Source organism: Geodermatophilus sp. SYSU D01176 (assembly GCF_054050015.1).
The window spans coordinates 29,195-52,487 of the sequence record NZ_JBJGYN010000022.1 but is presented as its reverse complement, the minus strand read 5'-3'; the positions used below and the strand labels follow the sequence as shown (position 1 = coordinate 52,487).

The 23,293-nt window shown below is 74.2% G+C and carries 20 protein-coding genes; 13 read left to right on the top strand and 7 right to left on the bottom strand.

The window, feature by feature from the left end; all coding sequences use genetic code 11:
- Nucleotides 1-30: 30 nt before the first annotated feature.
- From iolB to ACI78Z_RS13525, 6 genes are read left to right on the top strand one after another with little or no spacing between them, the layout of a single operon-like run.
- Nucleotides 31-942, top strand: a complete 912-nt coding sequence (iolB, locus tag ACI78Z_RS13550; protein WP_457037059.1) for a 5-deoxy-glucuronate isomerase — start codon at nucleotides 31-33, stop codon at nucleotides 940-942.
- The gene (gene iolD / locus ACI78Z_RS13545) at nucleotides 939-2,948 is read left to right on the top strand and encodes a 3D-(3,5/4)-trihydroxycyclohexane-1,2-dione acylhydrolase (decyclizing) (protein WP_457037058.1); all 2,010 of its coding nucleotides are present in this window, start codon (nucleotides 939-941) and stop codon (nucleotides 2,946-2,948) included. Before iolB ends, iolD begins: the two co-directional genes overlap by 4 nt.
- Before the next feature lie 28 nt (nucleotides 2,949-2,976).
- A complete protein-coding gene (locus tag ACI78Z_RS13540; RefSeq protein WP_457037057.1) occupies nucleotides 2,977-3,969 on the top strand; it encodes a TIM barrel protein in 993 nt (330 codons plus the stop codon).
- On the top strand, nucleotides 3,966-5,054 hold the full coding sequence (locus tag ACI78Z_RS13535) for a Gfo/Idh/MocA family protein (RefSeq protein ID WP_457037056.1): 1,089 nt from the start codon (nucleotides 3,966-3,968) through the stop codon (nucleotides 5,052-5,054). The genes ACI78Z_RS13540 and ACI78Z_RS13535 overlap by 4 nt, the downstream gene beginning before the upstream one ends.
- Nucleotides 5,051-6,019 (top strand): sugar phosphate isomerase/epimerase family protein, encoded by a 969-nt coding sequence (locus ACI78Z_RS13530; RefSeq protein WP_457037055.1) that lies wholly within the window; start codon nucleotides 5,051-5,053, stop codon nucleotides 6,017-6,019. The genes ACI78Z_RS13535 and ACI78Z_RS13530 overlap by 4 nt, the downstream gene beginning before the upstream one ends.
- 28 nt (nucleotides 6,020-6,047) lie before the next feature.
- The gene (locus tag ACI78Z_RS13525) at nucleotides 6,048-7,541 is read left to right on the top strand and encodes a CoA-acylating methylmalonate-semialdehyde dehydrogenase (RefSeq protein ID WP_457037054.1); all 1,494 of its coding nucleotides are present in this window, start codon (nucleotides 6,048-6,050) and stop codon (nucleotides 7,539-7,541) included.
- Nucleotides 7,542-8,578: 1,037 nt separating this feature from the next.
- Here the strand turns inward: ACI78Z_RS13525 and ACI78Z_RS13520 are convergent.
- Together ACI78Z_RS13520 and ACI78Z_RS13515 are read right to left on the bottom strand one after the other, a co-directional pair.
- Complete coding sequence (locus tag ACI78Z_RS13520) at nucleotides 8,579-10,054, bottom strand: sugar porter family MFS transporter (RefSeq protein WP_457037053.1); 1,476 nt, start codon at nucleotides 10,052-10,054, stop codon at nucleotides 8,579-8,581.
- Between the two features lie 239 nt (nucleotides 10,055-10,293).
- The gene (locus ACI78Z_RS13515) at nucleotides 10,294-11,073 is read right to left on the bottom strand and encodes a DeoR/GlpR family DNA-binding transcription regulator (RefSeq protein WP_457037052.1); all 780 of its coding nucleotides are present in this window, start codon (nucleotides 11,071-11,073) and stop codon (nucleotides 10,294-10,296) included.
- A gap of 86 nt (nucleotides 11,074-11,159) precedes the next feature.
- On the opposite strand from ACI78Z_RS13515, the gene ACI78Z_RS13510 reads away from it, so the two are divergent.
- Nucleotides 11,160-12,443, top strand: a complete 1,284-nt coding sequence (locus tag ACI78Z_RS13510) for an FUSC family protein (protein WP_457037051.1) — start codon at nucleotides 11,160-11,162, stop codon at nucleotides 12,441-12,443.
- A gap of 69 nt (nucleotides 12,444-12,512) precedes the next feature.
- Here the strand turns inward: ACI78Z_RS13510 and ACI78Z_RS13505 are convergent, their stop codons facing one another.
- The 3 genes from ACI78Z_RS13505 to ACI78Z_RS13495 form a co-directional block, all read right to left on the bottom strand.
- Nucleotides 12,513-12,905 carry a tautomerase family protein gene (locus ACI78Z_RS13505; RefSeq protein ID WP_457037050.1) on the bottom strand — a complete coding sequence of 131 codons (393 nt, stop codon included), beginning with the start codon at nucleotides 12,903-12,905 and terminating at the stop codon, nucleotides 12,513-12,515.
- A 151-nt stretch (nucleotides 12,906-13,056) separates the two neighbouring features.
- Entirely contained in the window at nucleotides 13,057-13,800 is a 744-nt protein-coding gene (locus ACI78Z_RS13500) for a TIM barrel protein (RefSeq protein WP_457037049.1), read from the bottom strand.
- Nucleotides 13,801-13,880: 80 nt separating this feature from the next.
- Nucleotides 13,881-14,891, bottom strand: coding sequence for a Gfo/Idh/MocA family oxidoreductase (locus tag ACI78Z_RS13495; RefSeq protein ID WP_457037048.1), 1,011 nt, complete (start codon nucleotides 14,889-14,891; stop codon nucleotides 13,881-13,883).
- A 112-nt stretch (nucleotides 14,892-15,003) separates the two neighbouring features.
- Between ACI78Z_RS13495 and ACI78Z_RS13490 the strand changes: the two genes are divergently transcribed.
- The 4 genes from ACI78Z_RS13490 (at nucleotide 15,004) to ACI78Z_RS13475 (ending at nucleotide 17,208) form a co-directional block, all read left to right on the top strand.
- Nucleotides 15,004-16,005, top strand: coding sequence for a LacI family DNA-binding transcriptional regulator (locus ACI78Z_RS13490; protein WP_457037047.1), 1,002 nt, complete (start codon nucleotides 15,004-15,006; stop codon nucleotides 16,003-16,005).
- Nucleotides 16,006-16,374: 369 nt separating this feature from the next.
- Nucleotides 16,375-16,539 carry a hypothetical protein gene (locus tag ACI78Z_RS13485; protein ID WP_457037046.1) on the top strand — a complete coding sequence of 55 codons (165 nt, stop codon included), beginning with the start codon at nucleotides 16,375-16,377 and terminating at the stop codon, nucleotides 16,537-16,539.
- Complete coding sequence (locus ACI78Z_RS13480) at nucleotides 16,536-17,102, top strand: hypothetical protein (protein WP_457037045.1); 567 nt, start codon at nucleotides 16,536-16,538, stop codon at nucleotides 17,100-17,102. Before ACI78Z_RS13485 ends, ACI78Z_RS13480 begins: the two co-directional genes overlap by 4 nt.
- Nucleotides 17,056-17,208, top strand: coding sequence for a peptidoglycan-binding domain-containing protein (locus tag ACI78Z_RS13475; RefSeq protein WP_457037090.1), 153 nt, complete (start codon nucleotides 17,056-17,058; stop codon nucleotides 17,206-17,208). Before ACI78Z_RS13480 ends, ACI78Z_RS13475 begins: the two co-directional genes overlap by 47 nt.
- 240 nt (nucleotides 17,209-17,448) lie before the next feature.
- Here ACI78Z_RS13475 and ACI78Z_RS13470 read toward each other — a convergent pair whose 3' ends face one another.
- Both ACI78Z_RS13470 and ACI78Z_RS13465 read right to left on the bottom strand, forming a co-directional pair.
- Nucleotides 17,449-19,701 carry a cytochrome P450/oxidoreductase gene (locus tag ACI78Z_RS13470; RefSeq protein ID WP_457037044.1) on the bottom strand — a complete coding sequence of 751 codons (2,253 nt, stop codon included), beginning with the start codon at nucleotides 19,699-19,701 and terminating at the stop codon, nucleotides 17,449-17,451.
- 184 nt (nucleotides 19,702-19,885) lie between these two features.
- Complete coding sequence (locus ACI78Z_RS13465; RefSeq protein ID WP_457037043.1) at nucleotides 19,886-20,905, bottom strand: LacI family DNA-binding transcriptional regulator; 1,020 nt, start codon at nucleotides 20,903-20,905, stop codon at nucleotides 19,886-19,888.
- Nucleotides 20,906-21,082: 177 nt separating this feature from the next.
- On the opposite strand from ACI78Z_RS13465, the gene ACI78Z_RS13460 reads away from it, so the two are divergent.
- On the top strand, nucleotides 21,083-22,270 hold the full coding sequence (locus tag ACI78Z_RS13460; RefSeq protein WP_457037042.1) for a Gfo/Idh/MocA family protein: 1,188 nt from the start codon (nucleotides 21,083-21,085) through the stop codon (nucleotides 22,268-22,270).
- A gap of 17 nt (nucleotides 22,271-22,287) precedes the next feature.
- Complete coding sequence (locus tag ACI78Z_RS13455) at nucleotides 22,288-23,286, top strand: sugar phosphate isomerase/epimerase family protein (protein ID WP_457037041.1); 999 nt, start codon at nucleotides 22,288-22,290, stop codon at nucleotides 23,284-23,286.
- Nucleotides 23,287-23,293: the final 7 nt, after the last annotated feature.

Sequence of the window (23,293 nt, the reverse complement as noted above, 5' to 3'; positions counted from 1 at the left end):
CGTTCCAGATCCTCACCAGGGAGCAGCCGAATGACCGCGACCACCCAGTCGCAGCACCTGCCCGCCGGCAGCGCCGCCGCCGGGCCGTACGCCCTCGAGGTGACGCCCGAGTCCGCCGGCTGGGGACACACCAGCCTGCGGGTGCTCGAGCTCGCACCCGGGGCCGCGCACACGTTCGACACCGGTCCGGACGAGGTCGTCGTCGTCCCGCTGGAGGGGGGACTGACCGTCGAGTGCGACGACGCGGTGCTCACCCTCGCCGGGCGCAGCGGCGTCTTCGCCGGCCCCACCGACTTCGCCTACCTCCCCCTCGGGGCCACGGCGACGCTGACCAGCCGGGACGGCGGGCGCTTCGCCCTCTGCGGTGCCCGCGCACGGCGGCGGCTGCCGGTGCGCTACGGCCCCGCCGCGGACGTGCCCGTCGAGCTGCGCGGCGCGGGCCGGTGCAGCCGCCAGGTGAACAACTTCGCCACGGCCGGGGTCTTCGAGGCCGACGCGGTCATCGCCTGCGAGGTCCTCACCCCCGGCGGCAACTGGTCGTCCTACCCGCCGCACAAGCACGACGAGACCAGTGACGTGGAGAGCGAGCTCGAGGAGATCTACTACTTCGAGATTGCCCCCGGGCCGGAGGGCCAGCCGGGCCTGGCCTACCAGCGGGTCTACGGCACCCCCGACCGCCCCATCGACGTGCTGGCCGAGGTGCGCGACCGCGACGTGGTCCTCATCCCCCACGGCTGGCACGGCCCGTCGATCGCCGCACCGGGCCACGACCTCTACTACCTGAACGTCATGGCCGGCCCCGGCGACGAGCGCGCCTGGCGGATCGTCGACGACCCCGCGCACACCTGGATCCGCGGCACCTGGGCCGACGAGCCGGTCGACCCCCGCCTCCCCCTGCACTCCCCCGCCGGCACCGACGAGAACGGAGCCCCCCTGCCGTGAGCGAGTACCCCCCACCGGCACGGACCGAGACCGTGCGGCTCACCGTGTCCCAGGCCGTCGTCCGCTTCCTGGCCCAGCAGCACACCGAGCGCGACGGGCAGCGGCAGCGGCTGTTCGCCGGCTGCTTCGGCATCTTCGGGCACGGCAACGTCGCCGGGCTCGGCCAGGCGCTGCTGCAGGCCGAGATCGACACCCCCGGCGCGCTGCCCTACGTGCTGGGCCGCAACGAGCAGGCCGTCGTGCACACCGCCGTCGCCTACGCCCGGGCCAGGGACCGGCTGCAGACCTGGGCGGTCTCCACCAGCGTCGGCCCCGGCTCGACCAACCTCCTGACCGGCGCCGCGCTGGCCACCATCAACCGGCTGCCGGTGCTGCTGCTGCCCGCTGACACCTTCGCGACCCGCTCGGCCGGCCCGCTGCTGCAGGAGCTGGAGCGGCCCGACAGCGGCGACGTCACCGTCAACGACGCCTTCCGGCCGGTGTCGCGCTACTTCGACCGCATCTGGCGGCCCGAGCAGCTGCCCGGCGCGCTGCTCGGCGCGATGCGGGTGCTCACCGACCCGGCCGAGACCGGCGCGGTCACCCTCTGCTTCCCGCAGGACGTGCAGGCCGAGGCGTTCGACTGGCCGGTGGAGCTGTTCGCCGAGCGCACCTGGCACGTCGGCCGGCCACTGCCCGAGCCGGCCGCCCTGCAGCGCGCGGTCGAGGTGATCCGCTCGGCCCGGCGGCCGCTGCTCGTCGCCGGCGGCGGGGTCATCTACGCGCAGGCCACCGAGGCCCTCGACGCGTTCGTCCGTGCCACCGGCATCCCGGTCGGGCAGACCCAGGCCGGCAAGGGCGCGCTCCCCTACGACCACCCGCAGTCGGTGGGCGCGATCGGCTCCACCGGGACGACGGCGGCCAACGCCCTGGCCCGCGAGGCCGACGTCGTCATCGGGATCGGCACCCGGTACCAGGACTTCACCACCGCCTCGCACACCGCCTTCAACGACCCCGGCGTGCGGTTCGTCAACGTCAACATCGGCTCGATGGACGCCGTCAAGCACGCCGGGGTGGGCGTGCAGGCCGACGCCCGGGAGACGCTGACCGCGCTGAGCGACGCGCTGGCCGGCTGGTCGGTCGACGACGGCTACCGGGCCCGCACCGCCGAGCTCGCCGCGGCGTGGGAGGCCACCGTCGAGGCCGCCTACCACCCGGAGGTGCCCAGCGCCGGCGAGGGCGGCCGGCTCACCCAGAACGAGGTCATCGGCATCGTCAACGAGGTCTCCGCCCCGCGGGACGTCGTCGTCTGCGCGGCGGGCTCCATGCCCGGCGACCTGCACAAGATGTGGCGGGTCCGCGACCGCAAGGGCTACCACGTCGAGTACGGCTACTCGTGCATGGGCTACGAGATCCCCGGCGGCATCGGCATCCGGATGGCCAGCCCCGACCGCGACGTCTTCGTGATGATCGGCGACGGGTCCTACCTGATGATGCCGACCGAGCTGGTCACCGCCGTCCAGGAGGGCGTCAAGATCGTCGTCGTCCTGGTGCAGAACCACGGCTTCGCCTCCATCGGGGCACTGTCGGAGCAGCTGGGGTCCCAGCGGTTCGGCACCCGCTACCGCTACCGCTCGGCGTCCGGCCGGCTCGACGGCGACGTGCTGCCGGTGGACCTCGCCGCCAACGCCGCGAGCCTCGGCGTCGACGTCCTGGTCGCCCAGGACGGGCCGAGCTTTGAGGCGGCGCTGCGCAAGGCCAAGGCCAGCGACCGGACGACGGTCGTGCACGTCGAGACCGACCCGCTGATCGACGCCCCCTCCAGCGAGTCCTGGTGGGACGTGCCGGTCGGCGAGGTCTCCACGCTGTCCAGCACCCAGGAGGCCCGCGCGGTCTACGAGCGCTGGAAGGCCGTGCAGCGGCCCGCCTACCTCGCGCCGTCCGAGCGCCCCGTCCCCGAGCGCCCCGTCCCCGAGCGCCCCGTCCCCGAGCGCCCCGTCCCCGAGCGCGACGCCCCCCAGTCCTGACCCGCCCGCCCCACGGAGGAGAGAACAGATGACCGCGCAGCACCCCGCGGCCCCCGCCCAGGCCGCTCCCGAGCCGGGCCGGGCCCGGATCCGGGTCGGGTCCGCCCCCGACTCGTGGGGCGTCTGGTTCCCCGACGACCCGGAACAGGTGCCGTACCAGCGGTTCCTCGACGAGGTCAGCGCCTGCGGCTTCGAGTGGATCGAGCTGGGTCCCTACGGCTACCTGCCCACCGACCCGGCGCAGCTGTCCGACGAGCTCGCCGCCCGGGGCCTGCAGGTGTCGGCCGGCACCGTGTTCGAGCACCTGCACCGGCCGGACTCCTGGGACGCGGTGTGGGGCCAGGTCAAGGACGTCGCCGCGCTGACCCAGGCGATGGGCGGCACCCACGTGGTCGTCATCCCCGACACCTTCCGCGACCAGAAGACCGGCGCGGACATCGAGTCCCGCGAGCTCACCGCCGACCAGTGGCAGGCCAAGACCCGGGGCGTGGACCGGCTGGCCCGCGCGATCCGGGACGAGTACGGGCTCACCATCGCCTACCACCCGCACGCCGAGAGCCACGTCGGCTGGCAGCGCGACATCGAGCGGTTCCTCGCCGACACCGACCCGCAGTACGTGCCGCTGTGCCTGGACACCGGGCACGTCAGCTACTACCGCGGCGACAACCTGGAACTGATCAACAAGTACCCCGAGCGGATCGGCTACCTGCACCTCAAGCAGGTCGACCCGGTCCTCATCGACCGGATCCTCGCGGAGGACATCGTCTGGCCCGAGGCGGTGCGGATGGGCGCGATGGTGGAGCCGCCGACCGGGGTCCCGGCCTACCCGCCGCTGTTCGAGGCGATCGAGGCGCACGGGCTCGACGTCTTCGCCATCGTCGAGCAGGACATGTACCCCTGCCCGCCGGACCAGCCGTTCCCCATCGCCCAGCGCACCCACCGGCACATCGCCGGCTGCCGGCTCCCGTCGCTGCAGATCGGCACCCCGAAGGCCGCCAGTGCAGAGGAGGACCGGGCGTGACCACCGCCGAGACCCGTGCCGGGGCGCTCCCGGACCTCGCCGACGTCCCCGCGCGCGACCTGCGGGTCGCCGTCCTCGGCGTCGGGATGATGGGCGCCGACCACGTCGCCCGCCTCTACAGCCGCATCTCCGGCGCCCGGGTCGTGGTGGTCAGCGACGCCTTCGCCGAGAAGGCCGAGCAGGTGGCCGCCACCGTGCCCGGCTGCCGGGTGATCGGCGACCCGCTGGCCGCGATCGCCGACGACGACGTCGACGCCGTCCTGATCGCCACGCCCGGACAGTTCCACGAGGAGCAGGTGCTCGCCTGCATCGAGCGCGGCAAGCCGGTGCTGTGCGAGAAGCCGCTGACCATGGAGGCGGCCAGTTCGCTGGCCGTGGTGCGCGCCGAGGACGAGTACACCGCCCGCACCGGCCGCCAGCTGGTGCAGGTCGGCTTCATGCGCCGCTTCGACCCCGAGTACGCCGAGCTGAAGGCGCTGCTCGACGCGGGCGCTCTCGGCGAGCCGCTGCTGGTGCACTGCGCGCACCGCAACGCCGCCGTCCCGCCGCACTTCACCAGCGAGATGATGGTCAACGACTCGGTGGTGCACGAGGTCGACGTCGCCCGGTTCCTGCTCGACGAGGAGATCGCCGCGGTGACCGTGCTGCGGCCCAAGGCGACCCGGCACGCGGTGCAGGGGCAGTCCGACCCGCTGCTGGTGCTGTTCGAGACGACGAGCGGCCGGATGGTCGACGTCGAGTGCTTCGTCAGCACCGGCGTGGGCTACGAGGTGCGCACCGAGGTGGTCGGCGAGGACGGCAGCGCCATGATCGGCCTCGACGCCGGCCTGGTGCGCACGTCCGGCGGGCCGTCGGGGGCTGCCCGGTCGACCGGCATCGCGCCGGACTTCCGGCAGCGGTTCGGCCGCGCCTACGACATCGAGCTGCAGCGGTGGGTGGACGCCGCCCGCCGCGGCGAGGTCGACGGTCCCGGGGCATGGGACGGCTACGCCGCCCAGGCCGTGTGCGCGGCCGGCGTCGAGGCGCTGCGCAGCGGGCAGCGGACCGAGGTCCGGATGGAGTCTCGGGAGGGCACGCCGTCATGAGGATCGCCCTGGACCCGCAGATGCTGCGGACGACGCCGCTGCTGGAGCTGCCCGACGTCGTGGCCGGGATGGGCTACGAGTGGATCGAGCTCTCCCCCCGCGAGGACTTCATCCCGTTCTTCAAGCACCCGCGGGTGGACACCGCCACGGTGCGCGCCTTCAAGTCCAAGCTGGCCGACGCCGGCGTGGGCGTCACCTCGCTGCTGCCGGTGATGCGCTGGTCGGGGCCGGGCGAGGTGGAGCGGCAGGCCGCCGTCCGCTACTGGAAGCGGGCCATCGAGATCTGCGTCGAGCTCGGCGTGGACACGATGAACTCCGAGTTCAGCGGTCGGCCGGAGGCCCCGGAGCTCGCCGAGGCGATGTTCTGGCGGTCCATGGAGGAGCTGCTGCCCGTCTTCGAGCGGGAGGGCATCAAGCTGGCGATGGAGCCGCACCCGGACGACTTCATCGAGCTCGGCCTCCCGGCCCTCGACATGATCCGCGGCATCGACTCGCCGTGCCTCTCCTTCCTGTACTGCCTGCCGCACACCTTCCACCAGGGCGACGACGCGCCGGGGATCATCGCGAACGCCGGCGAGCTGCTCACCCACGTGCACGTGGCCGACTCGATGGACCACCGGGCCTCCGACGGGCTGCGCTACATCACCAACCCGCCGGGCAACACCACCCGCGTCCACCAGCACATGGAGATCGGCCGGGGGGACGTCGACTTCGACGAGGCCTTCGCCGCGCTGGCGGGGATCGGCTTCGACGGCGTCCTCACCACCTGCGTCTTCGGGTGGGACGAGCAGGCCCGCGAGTCCGGCATCCGCATGCTCGACGCGATCCGCCGGCTGGTCGGCAAGCACTTCCCCGCCGGGACCCTCCCCGACGCCGACGCCTCCGGACCCGCCTCCGGGCCTGAGGCCGACACGTCCCGGTCGAACTTCCCGCAGACCCCGCTCCCCGACGACACCGCTCCCTGACGGCGGACCTACTCCCGAGAGAGGCATCATGCCCACCTCCATCCCGCACTGGATCGGCGGCGAACGGCGCGAGGGCGCCAGCGGCCGCACCGGAGACGTGACCGACTCGGCGACCGGCGAGGTCATCGGCGAGGTCCCGCTCGCCTCGACCGAGGAGGTCGACGCAGCGGTCGCCGCCGCCTCGGCCGCCTTCCCGGGCTGGCGCGACACCTCCCTGGCCAAGCGCACCGCGGTGCTCTTCCGCTTCCGCGAGCTGCTCAACGCCCGCAAGCCCGAGCTGGCCGCGATCATCACCGCCGAGCACGGCAAGGTCCTCGACGACGCGCTCGGCGAGGTCTCCCGCGGCCAGGAGGTCGTGGAGTACGCCTGCGGCGTGCCCTCGCTGGTCCGCGGCGGCTTCACCGAGAACGCCTCGACCAACGTCGACGTGCACTCGGTGCGCCAGCCGCTCGGGCCGGTGGCGATCATCAGCCCGTTCAACTTCCCGGTGATGGTGCCGATGTGGTTCTTCCCCATCGCGATCGCCACCGGCAACACCGTCGTCCTCAAGCCCAGCGAGCAGGACCCCTCGGCGTCGCTGTGGATCGCCGAGCTGTGGAAGGAGGCCGGGCTGCCCGACGGCGTCTTCAACGTCGTCCAGGGCGACAAGGTCGCCGTCGACCGGCTGCTCGAGCACCCCGACATCCAGTCGGTGTCCTTCGTCGGGTCCACCGCGATCGCCCAGTACGTCTACGAGACCGGCACGAAGGCCGGCAAGCGGGTGCAGGCCCTGGGCGGGGCGAAGAACCACATGGTCGTGCTGCCCGACGCCGACCTGGACCTCGCCGCCGACGCCGCGGTGAACTCCGGGTTCGGCTCGGCCGGCGAGCGCTGCATGGCGATCAGCGCGGTGGTCGCCGTCGGCGGGGTGGGCGACGACCTGGTCGCCCGGATCGCCGAGCGGACGAACACGCTGCGCACCGGCGATGGTCGCAAGGGCTGCGACATGGGGCCGCTGATCAGCAAGCGGCACCGCGACCGGGTCGAGTCCTACGTCGAGGCCGGCGAGAAGGAGGGCGCCAAGCTCGTCGTCGACGGCCGCGAGGTGACCCCCGACGGGGGCGAGAACGGGTTCTGGCTCGGCCCGACCCTGGTCGACCACGTCGAGCCGACCATGAGCGTCTACCGGGACGAGATCTTCGGCCCGGTGCTGTCGGTGCTGCGGGTGGACACCTACGAGCACGCCCTCGAGCTGATCAACCGCAACGAGTACGGCAACGGCACCGCCATCTTCACCAACGACGGCGGCGCCGCCCGGCGGTTCCAGCACGAGGTCGAGGTCGGGATGATCGGCATCAACGTGCCGATCCCGGTGCCGATGGCCTACTACTCCTTCGGCGGGTGGAAGAACAGCCTCTTCGGCGACACGCACGCCCACGGCGCCGAGGGCGTGCACTTCTTCACCCGGGGCAAGGTCATCACCAGCCGCTGGCTCGACCCGAGCCACGGCGGCCTGAACCTGGGCTTCCCGCAGAACGCCTGAGGAAACAGACCCCCCTGGCCCCACCCCTCCCGGCGGGGCCAGGGGGCGCCCGCCGGTCGACGCGGTCCGGGCCTGATCGAACACCTCGGGTCGCCGGACACCCGGTCCCCCGTCGCAGCGACCCCTCGGACTGGCCGGCGCCGGCGAGACACGTCTCCGCCGGCGCCGGTCGCACGCCGTTCGGACCTCCTCGGTGACACGTACCCGACGTGCCGCGCAGCCCGGAGTCCCGACCCCGGCGCCTTCAGCGGCTCCGGGTGAGGACGGTCCCCGGCGCGCGGCCGGCCGCCGTCCTGCAGGGTGAGCCCTGCCCGCTGCCCCGCCTCGCCACGTTCGCGACGCCGGTACCGCCGGCCTCACCCGGCCCGGACGACAGGGTCCGGTGCAGCCCCCCGGGCCAGCGGCGCAGACGGACCACTGCGCCGGCACTCCGTCGCCGCGGCGGGCCGCCTGAGACACCGGCGCCCGGTCCCGCAGTCCCCGCCGGTGCGTCCGGTCTCCACTCGACGATCCGCCGCCGGCTGCGCCGTCAGGGGCTCGGGGAACGTGCCCGACCGCGCGGCGGACACCCCTCGCCGGGGGCCAGGGCCGTGCCGTGCTGCTGACCGGGCACCCCGGACGCCGCCGGCCTCGACCACCCCCCGGCTGCCCGGCGCCGGCGACACCGGGGCCGGGCCGGACGACGGGCTGCTGCCCCGGGCGCGGACCGGCTGCACCAGCCGGGCGCAGCGCGGGACGGCGACCGGCGGGCCCCCAGGTGCGCTCCTGACGGCCGGCTCCGGCCGGGTGCCGACCCGGCCCGCCCCGCCCGTGGCCGTCGATCCCGTGCACCTGACGTCGCCCGGAACCGCACCGCGACCGGCTGCAGCGGCCACCACGCGCACCCGGCGTGGCGGATGCGGGGGACCGGCTCCCGGCCGGACGTGCACGCCGACCACCACGACCGCTGACGACGCCTGCGCCGGGCTCCGCCGCACGCGACGGCGCCCGCCACCCCCGGGCAGTCCGGGGGTGGCGGGCGCCGGTGGACGAGGTGCTCAGCCTCCGCGGACGCCGGCTGGTGCCTCGTGCACCAGGTGGGCGGCGTCGTGCGTGCGGAAGTTGTCCTCCAGCTCCTCGAGCGTGCGACCCCGGGTCTCCGGCGCGTACTTCGTCACGAAGAAGATCGACCCGGTGTTGATGAGCGCGAACAGACCGAAGGTCAGGCTCGCCCCCAGCGCGGCCACCAGCGGCGGGAACGCGAAGGAGATCGCCGCGTTCACGGTCCACAGCACGAACACCGCGATGCCCATCGCGAAGCCGCGGATCGTCATCGGGAAGATCTCCGACAGCAGCAGCCACACCAGCGTGCCGATGAACGTCTGCACGAAGAAGACGACCAGCAGCATCGCCGCGAGGATCAGGTAGCTGCGGAGGCCCGACTCGGGTAGCAGGAAGCACAGCGCCAGGACGGCGTGCCCGGCGGCCACCCCGATGAAGCCGGTGATGATCAGCGGCCTGCGGTTGATGAAGCCGAGCAGGATGATGCCGATAACGGTCCCGATGATCGCGACCACGCCCACGGTGATGGTCAGCACCAGGGAGGCGCTGGCCCCCAGGCCGGTGGACTCCAGGATGGTCGGCGCGTAGTAGTTGACGGTGTTGATGCCCGTGGCCTGCTGCACCGTGGCCAGCCCGCACCCGATCCACAGGACCCGGCGCATCCACGGGTAGGCCCGCAGGTCCCGCAGCGCCGCACCCTTGTCCTCGTTGACGTCACGCCGGGCGTGCTCCGCGACGATGTTGTACTCCTCGGCCGCCTCCCCCGGCGGCCGGCTCCTGTTGAGGACCTGCCGGGTCTCGTCCAGCCGGCCCCGGACCGCCAGCCAGCGGGGGGAGTCGGGGAGGAAGAACAGGCCGACGAACAGGGCGATGGCGGGGATAGCGGCGACCGCGAGCATCCAGCGCCACACGTGCGGGTCCTGGATGATGGCGTCGAGGAGCGCGTTCATCGCGAAGGCGAGGAACTGCCCGGTGACGATCATCAGCTCGTTGATCGTCACCATGCGGCCCCGCTTGTGCACCGGAGCCATCTCGGCCAGGTACAGCGGCACCACTGCCGCCGCGGCACCGACGCCGAAGCCCAGCAGGATCCGGCCGGCCACCATGATCGGCACGTTCGGGGCGACGGCGGTGATCAGCGCACCCACGAGGAAGAGCCCGGCGCAGACGAAGAGTGCGCCCCGGCGGCCCAGGGCGTCGGCCATCTTGCCGCCGAGCAGCGCACCGAACGCCGCACCGGGGAAGAGCAGCGAACTGACGACGACGGCCTCGGACAGCGGGGTGAGGTTGAGGTCCTCCCCCATATAGAGGAGTGCACCGGAAATGACCCCGGTGTCGTAGCCGAACAGCAGACCTCCGAGGGTGGAGATCACCGTCAGCTTGACGAGGAAGCGGTTGTGCGCGGGCGAGGCCTTCTCTCCGGTGGACTTGCCGCCGGAGTGGCCGCCGTGTGAGGAATGGATCGCCGACATTGGCGCCTCTTCTCGGGGAACAGGCTGTTCACAGGCCTGGTGTGGAGTGGAGTGGACAGAGCAGTGGCTCCTAGCTGCCGCCCCTCTCAGGACGGGGACGCTAGGCGTGCGAAATGGCAGTTGCAAGTCGCGCTCGTGTTCGGGATCGCACATTCGTGGATCGATTCCGCACATCCCTGGTTCAGGGCGCACGACGACGGAAAAGGACCCGGCGACGGGTGCACGCCGGGCGCCCCGGCTCAGCAGCCGGCGACACCGTGCACCACCCCCGCCCGTGCCAGCGCGGCGTCGAGTCCTGCGGGTGGCCGGCGGTCGCAGACCATCGCCGTCACCCGGTCCAACGGCCCGACGAGGGCCGGCGCGGGAGCCTCGAACGTCTCGTGGGTGACGACGAGGACGACCTCGTCGGCGATCTCCATGAGGCTCCGCTGCACGCTCGCCTCCGCCGGCGACTGCGCGTAGAGGCCACGGGGGTCGACAGCGGCAGGTGACACGAAGAACGTCCGCACCCGAAGCTGGGCGACCGCGGCCTCCGTCGTCGGTCCCACGAAGGCCGAGCGGGCCGGCAGGAACTCGCCGCCCAGGGCGACCACCCGCCCGGCACGCTCCCTGGTGAGCAGCGTCAGCGCCGGCAGCGAGTGGGTGATGACGCACCCGGCGAAGGACGGCGACAGGGCGCGGGCGATCGCCAGGCCGGTCGGGCCCGCGTCGATCGCGACGGTGTCCCGGCAGCCGACCAGTCCGGCGGCGTGCTGCGCGACCCGCTCCTGCTCCTCGGTGCACTGCACCTCGAGGAAGGCGGCCCGCCGCAGCTCGCGCGGGGCGAGGCTGGCCCCGCCGTGCACCAGCCGGACCCGGCTGGTCGCCTGCAGGCTGTGCAGGTCGCGCCGGATGGTCATCTGCGAGACCCGCAGCTGACGTGCCAGGTCGGCGACGGACAGGAAGCCGACGGCACGCAGCGTGGACAGGATCCAGGCCTGCCGGCCCGCCGCGCCGCAGCCCGGCTCCGGGACGGTCACGGTCCAGCCCCCGGACGCGTGCCCGGTGCCGACCTCGCGCGGCGAGCCGGGCGGCCGGGACCCCGCAGACGGGTGAAGATGAGCAGGTGACCGCCTGGCGACAGTGGGTCAGGAGCCACGCCGCCGCGTTGGGCCTGCTGGTCCGCGGGCGAGGCCGCTCGGCCGCCTTCCGCGCGGCCCGCATGACGGGGGCGACCGTCGCGGCGTTCCTCGCAGCAGGGGCCGTGGGGCTCCACACCCCGCCACCCCTGATCGCCGCGCTCACCGCCCTGCTCGTGGTGCAGGCGACGCTCAGCAGCACTCTGCTCAACGGCCTCCAGCGGGTGCTGAGCGTGGTGTCCGGGGTGGCCCTGGCGGTGCTGTTCGCCGCCGTCGTCGGGCTCACGTGGTGGAGCCTCGCGGCGCTGGTCGCCGCCTCGATCCTGGCCGGTCAGCTGCTCCGCCTGGGTCCACACCTGGTGGAGGTCCCCATCAGCGCCATGCTCGTGCTGGGCGCGTCGGGCGCGGAGAGCGTCGGCGCCGGCCGCGTCGTCGAGACGCTCATCGGGGCGGCCGTCGGCGTGCTGGTCAACGTGGTCTTCCCGCCGGCGGTGCAGACCCGGTACGCGACCCAGGCGCTGGGCCGGTTCGCCGACGAGATCGCCTGCCTCCTGCACGACGCGGCGTCGGCCCTGCGCGCCGGTCCCGTGACCGCGGAGCAGTCGACCCGCTGGCTGGAGGACGCTCGTCGGCTCAACCGGCACGCCCCGCGGGTCGACCGCGCCTTGGCCCATGCCGAGGAGAGCCGCCGGCTCAACGTCCGGGCGCTGCGGGTCCCGCCGGTCGGCAGGGGGACGCGGACGGGCCTGGACGCCCTGGAGCACGCCTCGGTGTCGCTGCGCACCCTGTTCCGGGCCATGGACGACGCCACCCGGGAACGCACCGGGGTCGAAGAGGACGCCGGGTACGCCGACGTCGTCCGGCGCACCGTCGCGAGCCTCCTCGAACGCATGGGCACCGTGGTCCGCGAGTTCGGCCGGGTGCTCGTCGACGAGGCCCGGGATGCCGGAGAGGTCGAGCGGCACCGGCTGGCCGGAGCGCTCGAGGCGCTCCGCAGTGGCCGGGCGCTGATGCAGGACCTGCTGATCGGCGACCCGCGCAGCCACTCCGGCCTCTGGGAGCTCAACTCGACCCTGCTCGCGACCATCGACCGGATGCTGGACGAGTTCGGCGCGGTCGACAGCCCCGCGGTGGAGCCGGCCGTCGCCGGCTCCTCCCGGGCACGGCGCGCCGCCCTCACGGCGGGGGAGCGGCTGCGCATCGCCCGCCGGTCGCCGGCCGGACACGGCAGCGGGACCCTGCCCGGGCGCCCGTCCGGGGAGGGCGCCTGACGTCGGCCGTGCGGACATGTGCTCCCTCCGGGGGGCGGGACGGCAAGAGGGGGACGACACCCCCCGCGGCTAGAGGTCGCCCTCGAGGAACTGGGCGCGGCCCAGGCCGAAGGACCAGTCCTCGCGGGTGTTCGAGGCGACCGAGACGATGAGGTCGCTGGGCTGGAGGCCGGCGGCCTCCTCCAGTCGGCGCGCCAGACCGGCGTAGAGGGCCCGCTTCTGCTCCTCCGAGCGCCCTTGCTGGAAGACCTGGAGGACGACGAGGTCGTCGGTGCGCTCGATGCCCAGGCCGGTGTCCTCGCAGATGAGCTGCCCTGGACGGTGCTCGGTGATCACCTGGTACCGGTCCCCCGGCGGTGCGGCGAAGACGTCGAGCATCACCTCCTGGACGGTGTCGGCCAGGAGACGCAGCTCCTCGGGGGTGCGCCGTGCCTCGACGACGTCGATGCGGACGAGCGGCATTGGCGGACCTCCGGGGTCGGCGGCAGAACGACGTGGTTCCGGTCACGCCCACTATGTCAGGACATTAGGACTTAGTCGAGGGCCGTTTCCGGATCCCGCGCACGCCAGAGAGCCCCGCGGTCGTCGACCGCGGGGCTGCTCGGCGTGCTGCTCAGGTGTAGGCGGTGCGGAACCTCCCGAGGGCCTCCGCCGGGTCGCCGGAGGCCCAGCCCTCCAGCGCGACGACGCCGTCGTAGCCGAGCCGGTCCAGCGCGGCGGCGATCGCCGGGTGGGAGATCTCCCCCGTGCCCGGCTCGCAGCGGCCGGGGACGTCGGCCACCTGGATCTCCCCCACCAGCGGCAGGGCCCGCTCCACGAGCTGGACGAGGTTCCCCTCGCCGATCTGCGCGTGGTAGATGTCCAGGTTGAGCCGCAGGTGCGGGCTGCCGACGGCCTCCACCAGCGCGATCGTGTCGGCGGCGCGGGCGAACGGCGTGCCGGGGTGGTCGACGGCGGTGTTGAGGTTCTCGAGGGTGAAGACCCGCCCGGCCCGCTCCCCCAGCGCGGCCAGCCGCTCCAGCGTGCGCGCGGCGGTCAGCCACATCGCCGGGGTCACGACCTCGGCGGGTACCACCGGCAGCCCGCGCCCGTCCAGCCCGGTCCCGTGCACGTTCAGCCGCGGGCAGTCCAGCCGCTCGGCGACGGCGAGGGACCGCTCGGCGGTGCGCAGCAGCTCCGCCGCGCCGTCCGCGTCGGCCAGGGTGCCGGTGACGTACCCGGTCATCGAGGAGAAGGTCGCGCCGGTCGCCGCCAGCGCATCGACGTCCTTGGCCGTCCAGTCCCAGATCTCAACCTCGAAGCCCAGGCCGTGGATCCGGCGCACCCGCTCCTCGAACGGCAGGTCGAGGAAGAGCATCTCGGCCGAGGCGGCCAGCCGATAGAGGACCCCGTCCTCCCCACCCCTCGCAGGCTCGGGGCGGTGCCCTGGACGGGGCCTCACTTCTCGACCCGCACGCGACGGCCGGTGCGCACCGACTCCGCCGCCGCCAGCGCGATCGCCAGCGCCGCGCGGGCGTCCTCCCCGGTCACCGGGGCCCGGGTCCCGGCGCGGACGGCGTCGACGAAGGCCGCCAGCTCGGCGGTGTAGGCGCCGGGGAAGAGCTCCTGGTCGCCGCGGACGGTCTCGACCAGCCGGCCGGCCGGCCCGGAGAAGGCCAGCCCGCTGCGCCGGCCGTCGCCCATGGTGGCCATGCCGCCGGAGCCGAGCACCTCACCGCGGACGTCGTAGCCGTAGGAGGCCTCGAAGCACGCCTCGGCCACCGCCATGGCCCCGTTGTCGAACCGCACCGTGACCACCGCCGTGTCCAGCAGCCCACGGTCCCGCCAGGACGGCTCCACGAGCGCGTCGGCGCTCGCGTACACCTCCACGGCCTCGGCGCCGGGGTTGAGGAAGCGCAGCGTGTCGAAGTCGTGGATCAGCGTCTCGAGGAAGATCGTGTCGGGCAGGACGCGGGCGGGGTCGAAGCCGCCGGGGTCGCGGGTGATCGACCGCAGCAGCCGGGGGGTCCCCAGGGTGCCGGCGTCGAGCAGCGCCCGGGCCCCGCGCCAGTCGGCCGCGAACCGCCGGTTGAACCCCACCTGCAGGACGACGCCGGCGTCGCGGGCGGCGTCGATCGCACGGTCGGCGTCCGGCAGCGTGATCGCCATCGGCTTCTCGCAGAACACGTGCCGCCCGGCCGCCGCGGCGGCCACCACGAGGTCGGCGTGCGACCGGGCCGGTGCGGCGATCACCACGGCGTGGACGGCCGGGTCGCCCCAGGCCTGCGCCACGTCGGTGTACGCGCGGTCCGCGCCCAGCGCCCCGGCCAGCCGCTCGGCCGCACCCGGCGCGGGGTCGACGACGGCGGCCAGCCGCGCCTGCGGCAGGCGCAGGGCCACCGTCTCCGCGTGGAAGGCCCCCATCCGCCCCGACCCGATCACGGCCACGCCCACCGTCTCGTTCGCCATCCCGACTCCTGTGCTAGAACGTTCTAGGTCGGTGTCAGCGTGCCGCCCGTCGCCTCCCTCCGTCAAGGGCCGGGGACTAGAACGTTCTACCTCTTCGGACTACGCTCGCGCAGTGCCCTCGACGAGCCCCGACCGGCGACCCACCCTGGCCGACGTCGCGGCCCGCGCCGGGGTCTCCACGGCCCTGGTCTCGATCGTCATGCGCGACGCCCCGGGGGCGAGCACGGCGACCCGCGAGCGGGTCCGGCGCGCCGCCGACGAGATCGGTTACCGCCCCGACACGCGCGCCCGCCTGCTGCGCAGCTCCCGCAGCCGCCTGATCGGCGTGGTGTTCGGGGTCCAGCACGCCTTCCACGGCGACCTGGTGGCCGGGCTCTACGACGCCGCGGAGCAGGCCGGGTACGAGCTGGCGCTGAGCGCCGTCACACCGGGACGCGGCGAGCAGCGGGCGGTCGACAGCCTGCTGCGGGACCGCTGCGAGGCGCTGGTGCTCCTCGGCCCCTCGGCGCCCACCGCACAGCTCACCGACCTGGCGACCCGCCTCCCCGTGGTGGTCGTCGCCCGGCCCGTGCGGTCCGCCGCGGTGGACGTCGTCCGGACCGCCGACGACGAGGGCGTGCAGCTGGCGGTGGACCACCTGGTGGCGCTCGGCCACCGCGACGTGGTGCACGTCGACGGCGGGCGGGCCCCCGGGGCCGCCGAGCGGCGCCGGGGCTACCGGGACGCGGTGCGCCGGCACGGCCTCGCTCCGCGGGTCGTGCCCGGCGGGCTCACCGAGGACGACGGCGCCGCCGCGGCCCGCACCCTCCTGGCCGGCCCCCTGCCCGGTGCGGTCACGGTCTTCAACGACCGCTGCGCCCTCGGGGTGCTCGACGTCCTGCGCCGGGCCGGCCGGGCCGTGCCCGACGAGGTGAGCGTGGCGGGCTACGACGACAGCCGGATCGCCCGGCTCTCCTCGGTCGACCTCACCTCCGTCGCGCAGGACGTCGCGCAGCTGAGCACGCTGGCCGTGCGGCGGGCTCTCGACCGGCTGGACGGGGTCCCCGTCGAGCAGCGTGAGCTCGTGGTCCCGCCCCGCCTCGTCGTCCGGAGCACCACCGCCCCGCCCCGCTGAGGCGGCGGTTTCCGCGGAAACCGCCGCGGGTGACCGAGCGGCTCCCGCTGCGAGACCTGCGCGGCGCACGCCGTTCTCGCGGTTCCCGGAATCGACGCTGAGCACATGCTCTGGTCCCGCTCGCCGAGCTGCTCACCGTGCCCCTCGGCCTCACACGTCCGGTAGCGCCGTGCGGACCGCCGCGTGGTGGCCGCGCCCGCGCGTCGGCCCGCGGGACCGGAACGGGGGTCATGGGCGTGGTCAACCGCCGGCGGACGTGGGCAGAGTCTCCAGCGCGGATGCGCACTGCCCGGTCCCCCGAGGGGCCCCCAGGGGGACCTCGCCGAGCACCCGTCCCGACGAGATGGAGGAGGTGCCTCGTGTCGGACCGTGACCCCGGCGCGCCCAACGAGTTCGAACCTCGACCCGCAGATGGCGCTCGACGCCGACGAGGTGAGCGCCGAACCCCCTGCACCCGTGGAGGACCCGGAGGACCCGGACCACGTCGACCCGGCGCTCCATGCGGTGCCCGCCCCGGAAGACGCCGGTCAGTGACCATCCAGATCGGCGGCTACCAGGGCGCACGGAGTTGCACCGGGGGTCCCACGCCGGGCGCACGGAACCTGATGTCGTGGTGGCTCGGCGCCTACGGGGACCGGGGCGCGACGAATCTCGGCATCTACAACTGCCGTCCGGTGACCGGCGGATCCGTCTTCAGCCTCCACGCCGAGGGGCGTGCCGCCGACCTGGGGACCCCCGTCGGGAACACCTGGTCCTGGGGGGTGATGGACACCTTCCGGCTCAACTCCCAGGAGCTCGGCCTCCAGTGCGTCATCCACAACCGGAGGATCTGGTCGTCGATCGCGGTTGACTGGCGCCCGTACTCCGGGTCCTCACCACACACCGACCACGGGCACGTCGAGCTGATGTGGTGGGCCGCGAACGGCGGGCTGACCGTGGACCGGCTCAACCAGGTCATGCAGGGCGGCACGCCGCCGCCTCCGCCCCCGCCGGCCATGCCGACGATCCGGCTGGGGAGCACGGGCGACGCGGTGCAGGCTCCAGGAGACGCTGAACCGCTGGTACCCCAGCCTCCCGCCACTCGACGTCGACGGTGACTTCGGTCCGAAGACGGACGCCCGGGTGCGGTACTTCCAGGGGCGTTCCGGACTGGTGGCCGACGGCATCGTCGGGCCTGCCACCTGGCGGGCCCTGGGGTTCTAGACCAGTGAGTCCGAACGCCCGGCTCTGCAGCGAACGCCTGGCGGGCGGCGAGGACCTGGGCCCGGGTCGTCCGATCCGCCGACGCAAACCGTCCCGGCCGGCCGCCCGGTCGCCACCTCGGCCACCGGGCCACCGAGCCATCGGGCCACCGGGCCACCGGGCCACCGCAGCGTGTCCGGACACGCGGCCACCAGCCGTCATCCCGTCCCGGCATCGACCCGCACGAGTGCCGCTGCAGGGTCAGAGGTCGAGGACCAGCCGGTCGCCCCGGGCCCGCGAGACGCAGATCATCATGCAGTCGCCTGCCTGCCGCTCGTCATCGGTGAGGACGGAGTCGCGGTGGTCGGGCACGCCGTCGAGGACGGCGGTCTCGCAGGTGCCGCAGGTCCCCTCGGCGCACGAGGACAGGACGCCGACCCCCGCCTCCTCGACGACCGACAGGATCGACCGGTCCGGCGGGACGGTCAGGGTGAGCTCGCTCTGCCGCAGCACGACCTCGAACGCCTCGGCGCGCGCCGGCTCGCCCTGGGGCCGGGGCGCGAACCGCTCGACGTGCAGCGCGCCGCGCGGCCAGCCGGCGCAGCGCAGCTCGACGGCCGCCAGGAGCGGCTCGGGGCCGCAGCAGTAGACGAGCGTGTCCGGCTCGGGCCTCCCGAGGAGGCCGTCGAGGTCGAGCAGCCCGGTCTCGTCCTGCGGGCGCACCGACACCCGGTCGCCGTACCACGCGAGCTCGTCGAGGAAGGCCATCGACGCCCGCTGCCGGCCGCCGTACACCAGTCGCCAGTCGGCGCCCGCGGCCTCCGCCGCCCGGATCATCGGCAGGAGCGGCGTGATGCCGATGCCGCCGGCGATGAACAGGTACCGGAGGGAGCCGACCAGCGGGAAGTTGTTGCGCGGGCCGCGCACCCGCACCCGATCGCCGACGGCCAGCCGGTCGTGCACGAACCGCGAACTGCCGCGGCCGTCCGGGTCGCGCAGGATGCCCAGGCGGTACTCCGAGTGGCCGGCGGGGTCCCCGCACAGCGAGTACTGCCGGGTGGGCGCCGCGTCGAGCACGAGGTCGACGTGCGCGCCGGGCTCCCAGGCGGGCAGCGGGCGGCCGCCGGTCTCGCGCAGGGTCAGGGCGACGACGCCGTCGGCCACCTCCTCCTTGGCGGCGACCGTCGCCTCGGCCTCGAACTCCGCGGTGGCGAGGGTGACGGTCGTCGTCCGGTGGTGGACGGCCTCGACGTGCGGCCGGCGCGCCGGCGCGCCGAACGTGATCGGGAGGTTCCTCCAGACGTACATGTTCGGCGAGCTCGGGTAGAACGTCGGCGGGCCGGCCGGCTCGTAGTCGCCCAGCACCGGCAGGGCCTCCTCCAGGGCGATCCGCGCCTCCAGGCGGGCCAGCGGCGCGCCCAGGCACCCGTGCACCCCCTCGCCGAAGCCCAGGTGCCGGCCCCGGGGCCGGGTGACGTCGAACCGGTCGGGGTCGGGGAACTGGCGCTCGTCGCGGTTGGCCGCGCCGGGGATCAGGACGACGCGCCCGCCGGCGGGGATGGTGACCCCGTGCAGGGTGACCTCGCGCGAGGTCGTGCGGGCGGTGAGCTGCAGCGGCGTGATGAGGCGCAGGGCCTCCTCGACGGCGGCGGGGATCAGCGACGGGTCGGCCTGCAGCACCGCCCGCTGGTCGGGGTTCTCGGCGAGCAGCGTGAACAGCGTGCCGGTCAGCCCGGCGGTGGACTCCACCCCGCCGAGGAAGAGGATCATCATCAGGCCGCTGACCTCGGACTCCGTCGTGACCCGCTCCCCCACGAACGGCACGCCGTCGATGTCGGCGTTCACGAACTCGGTGACGAGGTCGTCGCGCCCGTGCCTGCGGCGCTCCTCGAGCAGGTCGATGAAGAACTGCTGGACGCCGGCCGTCGCCGCCCGCGCCACCGGGGTCAGGTGCGGGGTGCCGGGCACCCGGTCCTTGAGCTCGTGGGTCCAGTGCTCCAGCTGCTCGCGCCGCGCCCGCTCCAGGGGGTCCCGGTCGTGCCGGCTCGGCAGGCCCATGAGGTGGAAGAAGACGTCGAACGGCATCGGCCAGGCCAGCTCCTGGGCGATGTCCACCGTGCCCCGGCCGCCCGCGCCGCGGTCCCGCCAGGAGGCGACGAGGTCGCGGACCACCGCGCGGATGCCGTCCTCGAGCGCGGCGATCCGGCGCGGCAGGAAGTACGGCTGCACCACCGAGCGGACCTGGTCGTGCCGCGGGTTGTCCATGCTGCCGATGGACCCCGGCGGGACCTGCTCCAGGCGGCTGTCGTCGATGTCCATGCCCTCGAAGCTGCGGAAGGTGTCCGCGTCGAGCGCGGCCGCCCGGACGTCCTCGAACCGGGTCAGGGCGTACCAGCCCCACTGCTCGCTGTAGTAGACCGGCGCCTCGTCGCGCATCCGGCGGTAGGTCCCGAACGGGTCGGACGTGTAGAAGTCCGGGGCGAACGGGTTGTAGTCGATGGCGGCGTCGGCCATGAGGGGTCTCCGCGGGCGTGGGCGACTCGGCTTGAAGCGCTTGAAAGACTCGCCGGTGACCCACACCACTGTCAACCGGTTGTCAGGACAAAGTCCGGCGGCCCGCTCCGGCGAGATCACGCGATCTCGCACGCACACGGCCCGCGGAGCGTGCGAGACCGCGCGACCTCGCCGCGGAGGGGGGTCACTGCTCCCCGGGCGGCGGGCCGGTCGTCCCCCGCACCACGAGGCGCGGGGGGACGACGACCTCGCGCGGCTCGCTGCGGCCGCCGTCGAGCCGCTCGACCACCGCGGCGACCGCGTGCCGCATCTGCTGCCCGGACTCCTGGCTGACGGTGGTCAAGTCGACGTGCGCCAGCCGCGCGAGCGGGCTGTCGTCGTAGCCCACCACCGACACCCGACCCGGGACGTCCACGCCGCTGCGCAGCAGCGCGTCGAGCAGGCCCACCGCCGAGGCGTCGTTGTAGGCGATGACGGCGGTCGGGGGCGCGTCGGACGCGAACAGCGTGCGCGCCGCCCGGGCCCCGGACGCCTCGCCGTGGTCGCCCGCGACGACCTGCACGTGCGACCCGAGCCGGTGCCGGCGCATGGCCCGCTGGTAGCCGCGCCTCCGGCCGGCGGCGATGACCCCGGGCCCGCCGTCGACGTGGGCGATGCGGCGGTGCCCGAGGCCGACGAGGTGGTCGACGGCCTGGGCGACGCCGTCGTCGTCGGCGACCCGGACGACGTCGACCCCGGCCGAGGGCACGGCGCGGCCGACGGCCACCACGGGCAGCTGCCGGTCCAGCGCGCGCAGCCGGGCGGCGGGGGCCTCCGTGCCGAGCAGCACCAGCGCCTCGCAGCGGGAGTCGAGCAGCGTCTCGACCGCCCGCCCCTCGTCCCGGGTGCGGGTCACCGTGCTGAGCACCAGGTCGTACCCGTGCTCCTCGGCCGCCTCGTGGACGTCCTCGACGAGCTGGGCGTGGAAGGTGCTCCGGACGTCCATCAGGACCCCGATCAGCCGGCTGCGCCGGCGGGCCAGCAGGCTCGCCGCGCGGTCGGGCCGGTAGCCCAGCCGGGCCGCGGCGTCGAGGACCCGCTCGCGGGTGGCGCTGCTGGGGCCCGCGACGCCGCGCAGCACGAGCGACGCCGACGCCGGCGAGACCCCGGCCTCGGCCGCGACGTCCTGCAGCCGCGGACGACGCGGGACCTCCTCTGCGCCCACGACGACCCACCGCCTCCCTTGACACGACCGCGGCGCCCTGTTGTGATCGGCGCCATCATTAAAGCGCTTTAACAGTGCCCGGGTCCAGCCGCTCCCCCGCCGGAGCGTGCCACGTCCGCGAGACCGCCGTCCGCACCGCCAGGGCGGGCGTCCACCCCCATGACGAGGAGAGCAGCCATGTCGCAGCGACCACTGTCGGTGGCGGTGATCGGGGCCGGGATGGCCGGCCGCAGCCACGCCGCGGGCTACCGCCAGGTGAACACCGTCTTCGGCGCGGGGCTCCCGCCGGTCCGGCTGGCCGCGATCGCCGACGCCAACGAGCAGCTGGCCCGCGACGCCGCCCGCCGCTACGGCTTCGAGCAGGCCCTGCCCAGCTGGGAGGAGGTCGTCGAGGACCCCTCGATCGACGCGATCAGCATCGTCGTCGGCAACGCCCTGCACCGGCCGATCGCCGAGGCGGCCATCGCCGCCGGCAAGCACGTGCTCTGCGAGAAGCCGCTGGCCGGCTCCCTGGACGACGCCCGGGCGATGGTCGCCGCCGAGCAGTCCGCGGACGTCGTCACCGCGGTCGGCTACACGTACCGCCGGTCACCGGCGATCGCGGCCATCCGCGACCACGTGCAGAACCACGAGCTGGGTGAGCTGACCCTGTTCGACGGCCGCTACTGGTGCGACTACGCCTGCGACCCCCGCGGCCCGCTCAGCTGGCGGTTCCGGGGTGGGCCCGGCTCCGGCGCGCTGGCCGACATCGGCGCGCACGTCATCGACGCCGGCCAGTTCGTCTGCGGGCCGATCGTGTCGGTGGCCGGGGCGGCGCTGTCGACCCAGATCGCCAAGCGCCCGCTGCCGCTCGGCGCCGTGGTCGGCCACAACGCCGCTCCCGTGAGCGAGGAGATGGGCGAGGTCGAGAACGAGGACACCGCCGTGTTCTCGGCCCGGTTCGAGTCCGGGCTCACCGCGTCCTTCTCGGTCTCCCGCACCGCCTTCGGCATGCCGAACGGGCTGGCCTTCGACGTGTACGGGCTGGGCGGGCGCGCCTCCTTCGACTGGCACCGTCCCTCCGAGTACCTGTTCGACGACCCGCAGCCCGAGGCCCGCACCCGCGGCGCCCGGCAGGTCATCGTCGGCCCGCAGATGCCCTACTTCGCCGGCGGGTACCCGATGGAGGCCCCGGGCGTGGGCGGCGGCAACGCCGAGATGTTCGTCTACCAGTGCCGCGCGTTCCTCGACCAGATCGTCGGCACCCCCGACCCGCTGCCGCCGAACGCCACCTTCGCCGACGGGCTGCACACGATGCAGGTCATCCAGGCCGTCGTGCAGTCCGCGCAGTCCGACGGCGCCGCCGTTCCCGTCCCCACCCACTGACCGGAGGCCGATCCCCCATGCCGCTCAAGCTCGGCGCCTACACCGCCTGCCTGCACGACCGCCCCCTGGCCGAGGCCCTCGACGTGCTGCAGGCCAGCGGCCTGACCTCGGTCGAGGTCAACACCGGCGGGTTCATCCCCTCCCCGCACTGCCACGTCGACCTGCTGCTGGCCTCCGAGCAGGCCCGTCGCGACTACCTGGAGACGTTCTCCTCGCGCGGGATGGAGCTGACCGGGCTCAACTGCAACGGCAACCCGCTCAACCCGCTGCCCGGCGTCGGCCCCAAGCACGCCGACGACCTGCGGCGCACCATCGAGCTGGCCGGCCTGCTGGGCGTCAGGAACGTCGTCACGATGTCGGGCACGCCCGGCTCCGACCCCGACGCCCGGTACCCGTCCTGGGTGGTCAACCCGTGGGACGGCGTCTACCTGGACGTCCTGGACTACCAGTGGGGCGTCGCGGCCGCGTTCTGGACGGAGATCGACGCCCTCGCCCGCGCCTCCGACGTCCGGGTGGCCATCGAGATGCACCCGCACAACCTGGTCTTCTCGCCGGTCACGCTGCGCCGGCTGGTCGACACCATCGGCGCCGCCAACATCGGCGCCGAGATGGACCCCTCGCACCTGATGTGGCAGGGCATGGACGTCGTCGCCTGCATCCGCGACCTCGGCCCGCTGGTGTTCCACGCCGCGGCCAAGGACGCGATGATCACCCCCGGGGTCGACATCCGCGGGGTGCTCGACACCTCGTTCGAGCGCGTCCCGGCCGACGCCCCGGGCAAGGTGCCCACCGGCTACGGCTTCTGGTGCACCGCCTGGCCGGAGAACCCCGGCTGGCGGTTCGTGGCCGTGGGCGTCGGGCACGACGTGGACTACTGGACGGAGTTCCTGCGGGCGCTGGCCGAGGTCGACCCGGACATGGCGGTCAACATCGAGCACGAGGACGCCGCCTACGACCGGCTGGAGGGCCTGGCCCTCGCCGCCGAGAACCTGCGCGCCGCGGCCGAGAAGCTGTAGCGCCGGG

Excerpts from the sequence above, each read along its gene's own strand:
- iolB (WP_457037059.1), top strand. The coding sequence starts at position 31 with ATGACCGCGACCACCCAGTCGCAGCACCTGCCCGCCGGCAGCGCCGCC.
- ACI78Z_RS13540 (WP_457037057.1), top strand. The coding sequence starts at position 2,977 with ATGACCGCGCAGCACCCCGCGGCCCCCGCCCAGGCCGCTCCCGAGCCG.
- ACI78Z_RS13530 (WP_457037055.1), top strand. The coding sequence starts at position 5,051 with ATGAGGATCGCCCTGGACCCGCAGATGCTGCGGACGACGCCGCTGCTG.
- ACI78Z_RS13525 (WP_457037054.1), top strand. The coding sequence starts at position 6,048 with ATGCCCACCTCCATCCCGCACTGGATCGGCGGCGAACGGCGCGAGGGC.
- ACI78Z_RS13520 (WP_457037053.1), bottom strand. The coding sequence starts at position 10,054 with ATGTCGGCGATCCATTCCTCACACGGCGGCCACTCCGGCGGCAAGTCC.
- ACI78Z_RS13505 (WP_457037050.1), bottom strand. The coding sequence starts at position 12,905 with ATGCCGCTCGTCCGCATCGACGTCGTCGAGGCACGGCGCACCCCCGAG.
- ACI78Z_RS13500 (WP_457037049.1), bottom strand. The coding sequence starts at position 13,800 with ATGCTCTTCCTCGACCTGCCGTTCGAGGAGCGGGTGCGCCGGATCCAC.
- ACI78Z_RS13495 (WP_457037048.1), bottom strand. The coding sequence starts at position 14,891 with ATGGCGAACGAGACGGTGGGCGTGGCCGTGATCGGGTCGGGGCGGATG.
- ACI78Z_RS13470 (WP_457037044.1), bottom strand. The coding sequence starts at position 19,701 with ATGGCCGACGCCGCCATCGACTACAACCCGTTCGCCCCGGACTTCTAC.
- ACI78Z_RS13460 (WP_457037042.1), top strand. The coding sequence starts at position 21,083 with ATGTCGCAGCGACCACTGTCGGTGGCGGTGATCGGGGCCGGGATGGCC.
- ACI78Z_RS13455 (WP_457037041.1), top strand. The coding sequence starts at position 22,288 with ATGCCGCTCAAGCTCGGCGCCTACACCGCCTGCCTGCACGACCGCCCC.